The following is a 12,962-nucleotide window of genomic DNA, read 5'->3' as shown; positions in this document are numbered from 1 at the left end:
TTTCTTATTTCGTATGGCACACTAGCCGGATTTTGAATGTAGAATCTGCGCTGAGCGCAAAAAATGGTACTAACCTCCCTCCCTACATCATCATCGCTACTCCCTTGTTTAACGGGGCATATCAATTTTTTCAGCATCAGATTCAGTACTTTCAAGGGAGGTATCTCCTGGAGGCTAGCTATTATCGTCGTCATGACAAAAACATTTTCTTCATATAAGAGAATTGAGAGTCTACTGTTTGTACTGAATGCGATGATGGGCGAAGTGGAGCTTCACTGATACTGATTTATCCCAATGTCATAACCTAGATTGTTTTGATTGATTCGATCGAAGTGGCTTTTGTGTGAGTTAGAATTGCAATGAAGTGCGGATAACTGGCGTATTTTTTTAGCGTTACTCATCACCACCATGAACTGTGGGACTCACTGACATCTTATCATCATCGCTACCTCTTGCTTAATAAGACCTCAACATTGGAGGCAATTTTGTTCCTGCCTGCACTGACCGTTAGAAGATTATCAATGTAAAATAATCTCTGTAGTCACTTCCTACCTCGTAAATAACATAAAACTCTCCTTTGAACTCCCTAACACACTCAAACACCGCTTCTATTTAAGTGATTTAAGTGATTTAAGTGATTTAAGTGATTTAAGTGTAAAAAATCTGAGTCATTTTAGGTATTACGCCGTAATCAAAATTCTGAATGTTTTTCTACACTAAACTATTATTTAGCAGTCATATCATGGTGAAATGATAGCAAATTCGAAAAAACAGAGAGGGCAGAAGAAAAAAGTCACAAAAAGGAATAATAAGTTCCTTAAGATTACCCGTGAGATATTTGATATACTGAATTCGTGTTTATCAGACCAATGCTAAACTAGTAGAGTTTACATCAATCGCTGTGGTTATTAATTTTGTAGGGAATCCGGTAAGTGGCTAAAAGAACCTATTCTGTTCGGTACATTGCAGGTGAACCTGCAAAACGTATTCAGCCTATGCCAATTCATATGCTTGGAGATTCACTTCCTATTGGTCTCCCACTCTTTCCTGCAGGTGAAACATTAGATGTAGTGGCGTGGAACATCTATAAACAGCAGCGACCTAACTGGAAATCCACGTTGGCGGAACTTGTCAAAGAAAAAAATTGTTATTGCTTCAAGAAGCGCAAATGTCTCCTGAGTTAGTCTCGTTCGCTGCTCATCATCAATTAATTGCTGATCAAGTTCCTGCATTACCTTTTTCTCCTCATCCCTCTGGCGTGATGACTCTAGCGACAGCTCACCCGATTTATTGTTGTCCTTTACGAGAAAAAGAGCCGTTATTACGCTTAGCAAAATCAGCGTTAATCACGGTTTATCCATTGCCTAATGGCAAACATCTCATGGTCGTAAATGTGCATGCAATTAACTTTAGCTTTGGGGTGGATGTTTATACTAAGCAGCTGGGCAAATTGGGTTCTCATATTAGTAAACATGTAGGGCCTGTTATTTTAGCGGGGGATTTTAATGCTTGGAGCCGTCAACGAGTGAATGCATTGAAGCGTTTTATTCGTTCTGTAGGACTCAAAGAAGTTCTCTTTGATGTCGATTTACGCACAAAAGCGTTTGGTCGCCCATTAGATTTTATGTTTTACCGTGGTTTAAAATTGAAGGAAAGCCGTGTATTACAGACGGATGCCTCTGACCATAATCCTATCATCACGCAATTTAAATTAACTAAATAGCCCCTTTTAAGACTATCCCACCTTATTTATCCCTGTAATTATTGTAAATTTTACGCTCAATTTTATGGGGTTATACTGCATTGAAACAATTACTACCCTTGCTCTTACTGTGTTGCATACCCTATGCATTAGGGAAAAATAATCTTGAACTAGCAAAGAAGGCAGAACAGTTGCCCCGTTTAGTTATGTATGATTCATCATATCGACAAATAGATTATCCCAATGGTGATATACCTAGTCATTATGGCGTTTGTTCTGATGTTGTGATCCGCAGTTACCGTCAATTAGGTATCGATCTTCAGAAACGTCTTCATGAAGATATAAAGAAAAACTTTAGCCAATATCCGAGCCAAAAAATATGGGGACTTAGTAAGCCTGACGCCAATATTGATCATCGGCGAGTCCCTAACTTGGAAACCTTTTTTACACGAAAAGGTACCGTTAAGCCGATCACATTAAAAGGGGAGGATTATCGACCTGGTGACATTGTTTCGTGGCGTTTAGATAATGGTCGCCCACATATTGGAATTGTGACATCCATCAAAGCATCGAATAGTCAATCTTACTTAGTGATGCATAACATTGGGTATGGTCAAGTGGCTGAGGATGTTCTATTTAAATGGAAGATAGTCGGACATTATTCATATTAATATTCTTATTTCAAAGAGTTATGGAAGCTATCTAGGGGAGGATTGTGGGTAATTTAATGTTTATTTACCGGATAAAATACTTTAATATCTGAAAGTGATTAGTTTTTCTTGTTGATTATTGAATTATATGCAATTTATTGTATTGGTTGTTATCGGCATTAAACTATATTTACTAAGTGTAAAGCACAGAGATGATCAGGATATATTTATCGAGTTGTTTTATTTCTTAAGGATTTTACATCATGAAAAATATAGTTATTGTGGGTGGTGGTACTGGCGGTACCATGTTAGCTAATATTTTGGCAAGAAAACTTAATAAAGACATTTTTTCTCAAAAAATAAAAATAACATTAATTACCGATAATCCCATTCATTATTATAAACCTGCATTTATGTATGTGGCTTTTAATATGTTTTTTAAGGACGAATTGAGTCGTCCTGAGCGTGAATTATTAAGACCGGAAATTGAATTAGTTATTGATAAAATTGATTCGTTTGATTTTAAAAATAAAGAGTTATACTCGAGAAATAATAAAAAATACCATTATGATTATTTGGTTGTAGCAACGGGATGTATTCCTAGACCTGAGCGTATTGAAGGTTTAAAAGAAATGGGGAATCATTTTTATGCTTATGATGCATCTCGTAAATTAGCTGATCAATTATCTAAGATTGAAAAAGGGCGTATTTTTATTACAGTTTCATTCCCTGAGACGCCTAATGTTCCCCATCAGTGTGGAATTGCACCGATGGAAACAACTTTAATGATTGATGAATATTTAAGAAAACGTCGAGTTAGGGATAATATTGAAATTGTTTATACTTATCCAACAGTTTCACAATTACTGCGTAATTGTTTATTCATGCAACAACCTGTTTGCGAAGTTATTCCCGAAATATTTGTCACGAAAAATATTAAAGCGCAACGAGGGTTTACCTTAGCTAAAGTTGATCCAGATAAGAAATTAGCGTACTCCAAAGAAGGGGATGAACAGCCTTTTGATTTATTAATTAGTACGCCGCCAATTACTGCGGTAGAGGCTGTTGTGAATACAGGATTAAGTGAGCATAACAACGGTGAAGGTTGGTTACCAACAGACCATGAAACGATGCAAGTTTATGGTGTAGAAGGCGTTTATGTCATTGGCGATACGGTTGACTTACCAATTAGTAAAGCAGGGGGAAGTTGCCATAACCAAGCAGCAATTATCGCAGACAATATTTGCGGTGAATTAATCTACGGATACCCTGCTGCAATTTATGATGGACGAGTGCAAGCGGTTGCTCAAATGGGGTTAACGGCAGGCATGCCTTTGCAATATGATTATAAGCACGATGTTATTCCTACTCCACCAACGAAATTGGGTGGATTACTAAGAAATGGTTTCAATAGAGGTATTTATTGGGCGGCAATTCGTGGCTTAGTTTAATAAGGAATTAAAAATGTCGAATAATGAAAGTCAAAGTAAACTGGTTGAACTATTAAGTTCTGATGCGGGTAATCATTTTGCTGAGAAATTAGCGCCATTATTACAGTTAAATCACCTAGACAATATTGTTGATTTACTTTCTCTAGTTTCCGATCTTGTGGACATATTAGATAACAGTACAGTAGAAAGATTATCAAACTCTTTTGAAGATACTTTAGTTCCTGTCTGGGAATTAGGTACTGCCTATAATATGGCTAAAATGGAAGGTATTCATGATAGTAAAAATCCCAATTTTCGCTCAGTGTATGGATTATTAAAAGATCCTAATACATTGCGTGGAATTACAACACTTTTGCGAACAATGCAAATTGTTGGTTCTCGATTATCTCAATCCCAAGGAGGGTAATTTTCGGAGGTGGTATGAGTTTAGATATAAAACGTTCTTTTGAAACACGGGCGATCCATAGTCATTATAATTCACAGGATCATTTAGGCTCTTTAGCTTCACCTATCTACCAAACATCGACTTATGTGTTTAAAAGTGTAGAAGAAGGCGCTGCCTATTTTAGCGGTGAAAAGGATGGCTATATTTATACCCGAATTAATAACCCAACATTAAGTCTATTAGAAAATAGAATTTCCTCTCTTGAGGAGGGAGAGGCGGCTATTGTGTTCTCCTCTGGTATGGGCGCAATTACCTCAACGTTTTGGTCATTATTAAATCCGGGTGATGAGCTGTTAGTTGATCTAACTGTTTATGGTTGTACTTATGCCTTTTTTCATCATGGATTGGCTCGATTTGGTGTGAAAGTTCGTCATATTGATATGAGTGAGCCGGAAAATTTGGCACAAGCAATTACTGAAAATACGCGGATGATATTCTTTGAGTCGCCTGCTAACCCGAACATGCGCTTAGTGGATATTGCTGCGGTGAGCCAAATTGCTCATCAGCATAATATTTTAGTAGCAGTCGATAACACTTATTGCACACCGTATATTCAAAAACCACTGGTTCTTGGTGCAGATATTGTTCTGCACTCATTAACTAAGTACATGAATGGTCATGGCGATGCGATGGGGGGAGCGGTGATCACCACCGCAGAGCGTGCGAAGCATATAAGATTAGTGGGCTTGAAAGATATGACAGGGGCGTGTTTATCTCCTCATGATGCGAATCTGATTATCCGAGGGCTTAAAACCTTGTCTGTTCGTATGGATAGGATTGTCCAAAGTACACAAAAAATTGCTGAATATTTAGAAGCGCACCCGCAGGTGGTGGCAATTATGTACCCTGGCTTACCGAGTTTTGAGCAGTATCAATTAGCTCAAAAACAGATGGAATTAGCGGGAGGAATGATTGCCTTTGAACTGAAAGGGGGATTGGAGGCAGGTAAACGGTTTTTAAATCATTTAACACTGTTTTCACGTGCAGTTAGCTTAGGAGATTGTGAGTCATTAGCACAGCATCCGGCAAGTATGACCCACTCCACCTATACACCGGAAGAAAGGCAACAATATGGTATTAGTGATGGATTGATCCGTCTTTCTATTGGCTTAGAAAATGTGGATGAGTTGATTGCCGACATTCATCAAGCACTCAGTGTTGAGTAACGTATCTTGATAAAAAAACAGCCCTATATGTGTACGATGTAGGGCTGCTTTATTCATCAATGTTTATTAGCGTTTTTGGTAATAACGCATGGCAAAGAAGGTAATGCTGAGTAACGCAACCCAAACAAAGCCGACAATGAGTGCTACCTGTGTATCTTTAAAGAAGCCTAATAATGCGATAACAAACACCATGAATGCGATGGTGATTGCAGGACCTACTGGCCAGAAAGGCACTGGGAATTTCAGCTTCTTAATTTCTTCTTGGCTCATCTTACGGCGCATCGCAACTTGGGACAGTAAGATCATTAACCAAACCCACACAGTCGCGAAGGTTGCAATCGAGGCAATAATAACAAAGATTTTTTCAGGTAACAGATAGTTCAGGTATACGCCCAGTAACATCACGACGGACATCACGAGAACCGTTACCCACGGCACACCGCTTTTAGTCAGTTTGGTAAAGACTTTTGGTGCTTGCCCATCTTGAGCCATACCGTACATCATGCGACCCGCACCAAAAATATCACTGTTGATCGCAGAAATTGCTGCGGTGATCACCACGATATTCAAGATATTTGCTGCAGATTGGATCCCTAAACTATCGAAAATTTGTACAAATGGACTGCCATTTTGACCGATTTGGTTCCATGGATAGATGCACATCAGAATAAACAGTGTTAACCCGTAGAATAATAGGATACGGATAGGGACTGCATTAATCGCTTTTGGGATGGTTTTTTCAGGGTTTTGCGCTTCACTGGCGGTGATACCAATGACTTCTATTCCCCCAAAGGCAAACATGACTATTGCTAAAGAGGCTATCACCCCTTCGATACCATTAGGCATAAACCCGCCATGTTCCCACAAGTTTTGGATACCCACTTCATGGCTAGTTTCTTGACCAAAGCCGTAGATCATCAAGAAGGCACCACCGACAATCATGGCGATAATGGCGCTGACTTTTATAATTGAAAGCCAGAATTCCATTTCACCAAAAATCTTAACGTGACACAGATTGAGCGCACTGATAAATAATACGATACTTAAGACCCACACCCATTGATCAACATGTGGGAACCAGAATCCCATATACATCCCAAAGGCGGTAATATCGGCTAAGCAGACGACCAGCATTTCAAATACGTAGTTCCAGCCAGTTAGAAAGCCTGCGAGCGGGCCCATATAATGGCTTGCGTAGTGAGAAAATGAACCGGGGACTGGATGATGAACTGCCATTTCGCCGAGGGCACGCATCACCATAAACACCGCGGCACCACCTAACATATAAGCCAGTAACACCGCTGGACCCGCAGCTTGAATCGCAGACGCAGAGCCGTAGAATAGACCAGTACCAATCGCCGACCCTAAGGCCATAAAGCGAATGTGCCGGACACTCAGTCCCTTTCTGAGTTGATTTTGTTCACTACTTTGCATGTCTTTTCCTGTCATTAACTTTATTTCGAAATATTGTACCGAATATTGTTTCGGTTTCGTTGATTGAGTTGACGTACTTTCCTGAACGCAGGGTGACTACATTATCACAAAGTGCATTGCCCGCGAGATAGATATCTGCAATATAATATGCGCCAAATGGAATCTTCTAGGAGCAATATGAAATACCCAATAAATGAAATCTTCCAAACTCTACAGGGGGAAGGTGTTTTCACTGGTGTCCCCGCTGTTTTTATTCGTTTGCAAGGCTGTCCTGTTGGTTGTAGTTGGTGCGATACCAAACAGACATGGGATAAAGAACCTGCGAAAGAGTCCACATTGGGTGATATTGCATTAAAAACACAAGACAGTGATTTCTGGGCGATGTCCGATGCTGAGAGTTTGATTCAACTGATGCTGCAAAATGGTTATACCGCAAAACATATCGTGATAACCGGTGGAGAGCCTTGCATTTATGACTTAACGGCATTAACGCAAACGCTTGAAGCCAATGGCTTTCAATGCCAAATTGAAACGAGCGGTACATATCCGATTCTCTGCACTGAAAATACGTGGGTTACCGTCTCACCCAAAGTGGGAATGAAAGGAGGGCTACAGGTGCTTGAACAGGCGATTAATCGTGCCAATGAAATTAAGCATCCTGTCGCGAGAGAAAAAGACATTGAAGCGCTTGATCAGCTGCTTTCTCTACGCACCCAAGGTCAGCTTCCAATTGTCGCGTTGCAACCGATTAGCCAAAAAACGTCTGCCACTAAGCTGTGTATCGATACCTGCATTCAACGTAACTGGCGTTTATCTATTCAAACACACAAATATTTGAATATTCAGTAACCAACGTGTTTTGAGCTGTAGGTGATGACTTACAGCTCAATAAAGGTCTTATTCATCACCGCGATAAACACAACCTGCATTACAGGTCTCTTTGACCGTAATGGCACTCAACAAGGGCAGTAACGGTTTAGTTTGTTGCCAAATCCAACGAGCAAGTACTTCACTGGTCGGGTTTTCTAAGCCTTCTATCTCATTTAAATAGTGGTGGTCTAGGCGTTCATAGATAGGATTAAAGGCGTTTTTCACATCAGCAAAATCCATGATCCATCCAGTATGAGCATCAATTTCACCCGTAATTTCTAAGCGCACCATGAAAGAGTGCCCATGCAGGCGACCACATTTATGCCCTTCAGGTACATGAGGAAGGCGGTGTGCCGCTTCAAAGTGAAAATCTTTGTAGATGGTTGTGCTCATAAATTTCTCCTTACTAATGTTTAGCAGCGTATTCTACTGCTATTTTGACTCAAAATGTCGTTATTTATCGATTTCTGGCTAATCTTTTTATTCGATATTCATCATCGAATATTTTCTTTAGGATTTTTAGCTATTAGTTATGGCTATAGTTTCTTATCTTCCTAGTTATGGCTGTTATAACCTCTATCCTCATTTGGGATAGAGAATGGCATGAATGACTTTTATTGACTATTCAATGATGGATCACGTTGGAGTGACAAAATAATGCAAAACAAGCAACCTCCATTATCAGCATTACCGATTTCTACGGAGCAATTAGGGCGTTTACAGACCGCTGTGGGAGATTTTTCATCTCATCAGTTGGCATGGTTATCAGGCTATTTATGGGGCATGGTGAATCAAAATAGTGCTGTGGATGAAACGGTTCCCGCAACGCTTGTCCCCCAAGAAACAGTGACCATTATTTCAGCCTCTCAAACAGGCAACGCCCGCCGCCTTGCCGAACAACTTAGAGAGAAACTCCTGAGTGAAAAGATCAGCGCGAATTTAGTGAATGCGGGTGACTATAAATTTAAGCAAATCAATCAAGAAAAAGTCGTTATTATCGTGGCATCGACTCAGGGTGAAGGGGAACCTGCGGAAGAGGCGGTGGCTTTGCATAAATACCTGAACTCGAAAAAAGCCCCAGATCTTTCTGCAACTCATTATGCCGTTTTTGCACTTGGTGACTCTTCCTATGAACATTTTTGCCAAGCTGGAAAGGATTTCGATTCCCAGCTCGCGAAGTTAGGGGCAAGTGAATTGCTACCACGGGTTGATGCTGATGTGGAGTATCAAATATTGGCCGATGAGTGGGTGAGTACACTGACACAAATTTTAAAAGCGCGAGTGCCTGCTCAGTCAGATAGCCAGCTTATAAACACTCAATCTGGCAGCGTGAACCAGCTAGACTCTTCCCCATACACTAAAACGGCACCGCTCACCGCAACGTTGTTGAGTAACCAAAAGATAACTGGGCGCGGGTCTGACAAAGATGTTCGCCACATTGAGATTGATTTAGGGAACTCGGGGTTGCGTTATCAACCCGGCGATGCGCTTGGCGTGTGGTTTGATAATGACCCAGCCTTAGTGGATGAGCTGATTGGCTTATTGTGGTTACACGGGGATGAGGACGTGTTTATCGGTCAGCAGCGTCATTCACTGCGCGACGCGTTAACTTACCAACTGGAGCTGACTCAAAATACCCATTTGATCGTCGAAAAATATGCTCAGCTATCAAAAGATGATGGCTTGCTGGCGCTAATTAGTGATAAACCGGCCATTATGCAATATGCGCAAACCACGCCAATCGTCGATATGGTACGTCAAGCGGCGGCACAGCCTAGCGCGCAAGAATTTGTTGATTTACTGCGTCCACTGACGCCTCGTTTATACTCTATTTCTTCTTCTCAGGCTGAAGCAGAGGATGAGGTTCATGCAACGGTTGGTGTCGTACGTTATGACATTGAGGGACGCCCAAGGACAGGGGGAGCTTCTGGATTTTTAGCGGATCGTCTTAAGGAAGGAGACGAATTACGGGTATTTATTGAACATAATGATAACTTCCGCTTACCCGCAGATTCAAATACGCCGGTGATTATGATTGGACCAGGAACGGGGATAGCCCCATTCCGCGCTTTTTTGCAGCAGCGTGATAATGACGGTAGCGCAGGTAAAAACTGGTTGTTCTTTGGTAATCCGCACTTTGTTGACGACTTCTTATATCAAGTGGAGTGGCAGCGTTACGTCAAAGATGGCTTGCTGACTCATGTGTCACTGGCATGGTCTCGGGATCAGGCTCAAAAAGTGTATGTCCAAGACAAATTACGTGAGCAAGGTCGTGAAGTGTGGAATTGGATTCAGCAAGGTGCGCACATCTACGTGTGCGGGGATGCAAACCGTATGGCGAAAGATGTGGAACAAGCATTATTGGATGTCATCAGCGAGCACGGGCACATGGATGAAGAGCAAGCGGATGACTTTTTAAGTGAGCTGCGTGTGATGCGCCGTTATCAGAGGGACGTTTATTAATGAGCAATGAACATCAACAAGCTGCACCTCAACCACCTTTAGTGGTCGAAGGGAAGCTCGCAGACAGCGAGCGTATGAAGCAGCAAAGTAACTATTTACGAGGCACCATCAAAGAGGATCTTAAAAACGGTCTTACTGGGGGTTTTGATGGCGATAACTTCTTACTGATCCGTTTTCACGGTATGTATCAGCAAGATGATAGAGATATTCGAGCCGAGCGTGCAGAACAGAAATTAGAACCACGCCACGCGATGATGCTACGTTGCCGTTTACCTGGGGGAATAATCACGCCAAAGCAGTGGCTAGATATCGATAAGTTTGCCTCTGAGCACACATTATACGGCAGCATTCGTATCACTAACCGGCAAACGTTCCAGTTCCACGGCATTCTTAAAGGGGATGTGAAGCCTGCCCATCAGATGCTCAGCCATGTGGGACTTGATGCGTTAGCTACGGCTAACGATGTAAACCGTAACGTACTGTGTACCTCTAACCCTGTACAGTCTGAATTGCATCAGCAAGCCTATGAATGGGCGAAAAAAATCTCTGAGCATTTATTACCTCGTACGAGTGCTTATGCCGAGATTTGGTTGGATAAAGAAAAAATAGTGACCACGGATGAGGAACCTATTTTAGGGCAAACTTATCTTCCTCGAAAATTTAAAACCACCGTCGTGATCCCACCACTTAACGATGTGGATCTCCATGCCAATGACATGAATTTCGTGGCAATTGCAGAGAAAGGGCAACTTATTGGTTTTAATGTGCTGGTGGGCGGTGGATTAGCAATGACCCACGGCGATACGAATACATTCCCACGCCTTGCGAGCGAATTTGGTTTTATTCCATTAGATAAAACCTTGGCGGTCGCGGAAGCGATAGTGACCACCCAGCGGGATTGGGGAAATCGAACGGAGCGTAAAAATGCCAAAACCAAATACACTCTCGAACGAGTTGGGGTTGAGGTTTTTAAAGCGGAAGTCGAAAAGCGCGCAGGTGTACAGTTTGAGATCATCCGCCCCTATCAATTCACTCAGCGCGGAGATCAAATTGGTTGGCTAAAAGGGATTGATAACCGCTGGCATTTGACGCTATTTGTAGAAAATGGGCGTTTAATTGATTTAGCGGATAAACCATTAAAAACCGGCGTTGCAGAAATTGCCAAGATCCACAAAGGCGATTTCCGTTTAACGGCGAATCAAAATTTAATTGTGGCGGGTATTGAGGAAGAGGATAAAGCGGCGATAGAGCAAATTGCCCTTGATCACGGTTTAATGAGCCGTGAAGTAACCCGTCAGCGTGAAAATTCGATGGCGTGTGTGTCATTCCCTACATGCCCTCTAGCAATGGCGGAAGCAGAACGTTTTTTGCCTGAATTTGTCAGCGAAGTTGAAAAAATCATGACTTCCCATCACGTCGCGGATGAGCACATTGTACTACGCATTACAGGGTGCCCAAATGGCTGTGGTCGCGCGATGCTCGCGGAGGTGGGGCTCGTTGGTAAAGCCCTTGATCGTTATAATCTGCATCTAGGTGGTAATCGAATCGGTACGCGTATTCCTCGGATGTATAAGGAAAATATCAGTAGCGCAGAAATTTTATCTATCCTTGATGAATTGATTGGTCGGTGGGCAGCTGAGCGTCAGCCTAATGAAGGTTTTGGTGACTATCTGGTCCGTGTTGAGGTGGTGAAACCCGTTCTCAACTCTGCGGTTGATTTCTACGAGGTTAAGGAGGCGGTATGAGCCGACTTCAGTTAGCGCAACTTCAGCAGTTAGATAAGCGAGATCAAGAGGCTTATCTGCATGAATACAATCTGCAACTCGAAGCGATGAGCGCCTTGGAACGCGTTGAGTGGGCAGTGGAACACTTACCCGCTGAGTTTGTCTTGTCATCCAGTTTTGGAATTCAAGGTGCTTTAGCATTGCATTTGGTGACACAAATCGTACCGAATATTCCGGTTATTTTAACGGATACAGGGTATTTATTTCCTGAAACCTATCAGTTTATTGAACAATTAACTGAGCGACTTGCTTTAAATTTAAACGTGTACCGCTCGCCTATTAGCCCTGCATGGCAAGAAGCGGTACATGGACAGCTGTGGACTCAAGGGATTGAGGGAATTGAGCGTTATAACCAATTAAATAAAGTCGAGCCAATGTCTCGGGCACTACGGGAATTGCAGGCTCAGAGCTGGTTTTCAGGGCTAAGACGGGAACAGTCTGCCAGTCGTGCAGAATTACCTGTATTGAGCATAGGTCGTGGTATTTTTAAAATTCTGCCAGTGATTGACTGGAATAATAAGGATGTTTATCAATACCTCACTAAACATAACCTGCCATACCACCCATTATGGGAAAAAGGGTATTTGTCGGTGGGGGATACTCATACGAGTCGACCGTGGGAGCCGGGTATGAATGAAGAGCAAACTCGTTTTTTTGGTTTAAAGCGCGAATGTGGGCTTCATGAAAACTAACACTTTTCATAAAAATTAAAGTGTTTCGTTAAAATAATTAATTACTTGCTTTAATAATAAGTAGAAAATAATTTTATTTGTTTAATAACAAAGGGATGCCATTATCTTTAATAAAGGCATCCCTTTATTGTTTTTTATTATGAATTCTTTGTTTTTTATTATTTAATCAGGCTATTATTCCTGAAAATAAGCTGGTTTTACTTGGTTTTGTCGACTTTATTTACCTTATGCCTTTCTGTTCCTATTCATGCTTTTTTGTCATTTCAAAGTCACGAATTCACACCATATAGTCAATTTCATTGCTC

The 12,962-nt window shown here is 41.6% G+C and carries 10 protein-coding genes and 2 pseudogenes; 9 read left to right on the top strand and 3 right to left on the bottom strand.

Features of this window, described 5'->3' with window-relative positions; genetic code table 11:
* Nucleotides 1–122: 122 nt before the first annotated feature.
* Nucleotides 123–194: pseudogene (locus tag PROVALCAL_RS20050) on the bottom strand (hypothetical protein); the annotation flags it as partial.
* A gap of 738 nt (nucleotides 195–932) precedes the next feature.
* Between PROVALCAL_RS20050 and PROVALCAL_RS11340 the strand changes: the two are divergent.
* The 5 genes and pseudogenes from PROVALCAL_RS11340 to PROVALCAL_RS11320 all read left to right on the top strand — a co-directional run bounded on the left by PROVALCAL_RS11340 (nucleotide 933) and on the right by PROVALCAL_RS11320 (nucleotide 5,414).
* Nucleotides 933–1,723, top strand: a pseudogene (locus PROVALCAL_RS11340) (endonuclease/exonuclease/phosphatase family protein).
* Nucleotides 1,724–1,803: 80 nt separating this feature from the next.
* Complete coding sequence (locus PROVALCAL_RS11335; protein ID WP_006659396.1) at nucleotides 1,804–2,373, top strand: DUF1287 domain-containing protein; 570 nt, start codon at nucleotides 1,804–1,806, stop codon at nucleotides 2,371–2,373.
* Nucleotides 2,374–2,615: 242 nt separating this feature from the next.
* Nucleotides 2,616–3,803, top strand: coding sequence for an NAD(P)/FAD-dependent oxidoreductase (locus PROVALCAL_RS11330; RefSeq protein ID WP_006659395.1), 1,188 nt, complete (start codon nucleotides 2,616–2,618; stop codon nucleotides 3,801–3,803).
* A gap of 13 nt (nucleotides 3,804–3,816) precedes the next feature.
* Nucleotides 3,817–4,209, top strand: a complete 393-nt coding sequence (locus PROVALCAL_RS11325; RefSeq protein ID WP_006659394.1) for a helical membrane plugin domain-containing protein — start codon at nucleotides 3,817–3,819, stop codon at nucleotides 4,207–4,209.
* 14 nt (nucleotides 4,210–4,223) lie between these two features.
* A complete protein-coding gene (locus PROVALCAL_RS11320) occupies nucleotides 4,224–5,414 on the top strand; it encodes a methionine gamma-lyase (RefSeq protein ID WP_006659393.1) in 1,191 nt (396 codons plus the stop codon).
* A 66-nt stretch (nucleotides 5,415–5,480) separates the two neighbouring features.
* Here the strand turns inward: PROVALCAL_RS11320 and PROVALCAL_RS11315 are convergent, their stop codons facing one another.
* A complete protein-coding gene (locus PROVALCAL_RS11315) occupies nucleotides 5,481–6,848 on the bottom strand; it encodes an amino acid permease (RefSeq protein WP_006661012.1) in 1,368 nt (455 codons plus the stop codon).
* Between the two features lie 177 nt (nucleotides 6,849–7,025).
* Here PROVALCAL_RS11315 and queE point away from each other — a divergent pair, with 177 nt between their 5' ends.
* Entirely contained in the window at nucleotides 7,026–7,697 is a 672-nt protein-coding gene (gene queE / locus PROVALCAL_RS11310) for a 7-carboxy-7-deazaguanine synthase QueE (RefSeq protein WP_006659391.1), read from the top strand.
* Between the two features lie 48 nt (nucleotides 7,698–7,745).
* Here queE and queD read toward each other — a convergent pair whose 3' ends face one another.
* Nucleotides 7,746–8,111, bottom strand: a complete 366-nt coding sequence (queD, locus tag PROVALCAL_RS11305; protein ID WP_006659390.1) for a 6-carboxytetrahydropterin synthase QueD — start codon at nucleotides 8,109–8,111, stop codon at nucleotides 7,746–7,748.
* A gap of 264 nt (nucleotides 8,112–8,375) precedes the next feature.
* Here queD and cysJ point away from each other — a divergent pair, with 264 nt between their 5' ends.
* From cysJ to PROVALCAL_RS11290, 3 genes are read left to right on the top strand one after another with little or no spacing between them, the layout of a single operon-like run.
* Nucleotides 8,376–10,181, top strand: coding sequence for an NADPH-dependent assimilatory sulfite reductase flavoprotein subunit (gene cysJ, locus PROVALCAL_RS11300; RefSeq protein WP_006659389.1), 1,806 nt, complete (start codon nucleotides 8,376–8,378; stop codon nucleotides 10,179–10,181).
* Nucleotides 10,181–11,926 (top strand): assimilatory sulfite reductase (NADPH) hemoprotein subunit, encoded by a 1,746-nt coding sequence (gene cysI, locus PROVALCAL_RS11295; RefSeq protein ID WP_006659388.1) that lies wholly within the window; start codon nucleotides 10,181–10,183, stop codon nucleotides 11,924–11,926. The genes cysJ and cysI overlap by 1 nt, the downstream gene beginning before the upstream one ends.
* Nucleotides 11,923–12,657: a phosphoadenylyl-sulfate reductase gene (locus PROVALCAL_RS11290; RefSeq protein ID WP_006659387.1), complete on the top strand. Its 735-nt coding sequence runs from the start codon at nucleotides 11,923–11,925 to the stop codon at nucleotides 12,655–12,657. Before cysI ends, PROVALCAL_RS11290 begins: the two co-directional genes overlap by 4 nt.
* The last annotated feature ends 305 nt before the right edge of the window (nucleotides 12,658–12,962 follow it).

The sequence above is a fragment of the Providencia alcalifaciens DSM 30120 genome (assembly GCF_000173415.1).
Classification (GTDB): Bacteria; Pseudomonadota; Gammaproteobacteria; order Enterobacterales; family Enterobacteriaceae; genus Providencia; species Providencia alcalifaciens.
This window is presented reverse-complemented; position numbering and strand designations above follow the sequence as displayed.

Bases quoted from the DNA above. Each gene is read 5' to 3' on its own strand.
- PROVALCAL_RS11330 (WP_006659395.1), top strand. From the start codon at position 2,616: ATGAAAAATATAGTTATTGTGGGTGGTGGTACTGGCGGTACCATGTTA.
- PROVALCAL_RS11315 (WP_006661012.1), bottom strand. From the start codon at position 6,848: ATGCAAAGTAGTGAACAAAATCAACTCAGAAAGGGACTGAGTGTCCGG.
- cysI (WP_006659388.1), top strand. From the start codon at position 10,181: ATGAGCAATGAACATCAACAAGCTGCACCTCAACCACCTTTAGTGGTC.
- PROVALCAL_RS11325 (WP_006659394.1), top strand. From the start codon at position 3,817: ATGTCGAATAATGAAAGTCAAAGTAAACTGGTTGAACTATTAAGTTCT.
- queE (WP_006659391.1), top strand. From the start codon at position 7,026: ATGAAATACCCAATAAATGAAATCTTCCAAACTCTACAGGGGGAAGGT.
- queD (WP_006659390.1), bottom strand. From the start codon at position 8,111: ATGAGCACAACCATCTACAAAGATTTTCACTTTGAAGCGGCACACCGC.
- PROVALCAL_RS11320 (WP_006659393.1), top strand. From the start codon at position 4,224: ATGAGTTTAGATATAAAACGTTCTTTTGAAACACGGGCGATCCATAGT.
- PROVALCAL_RS11290 (WP_006659387.1), top strand. From the start codon at position 11,923: ATGAGCCGACTTCAGTTAGCGCAACTTCAGCAGTTAGATAAGCGAGAT.
- cysJ (WP_006659389.1), top strand. From the start codon at position 8,376: ATGCAAAACAAGCAACCTCCATTATCAGCATTACCGATTTCTACGGAG.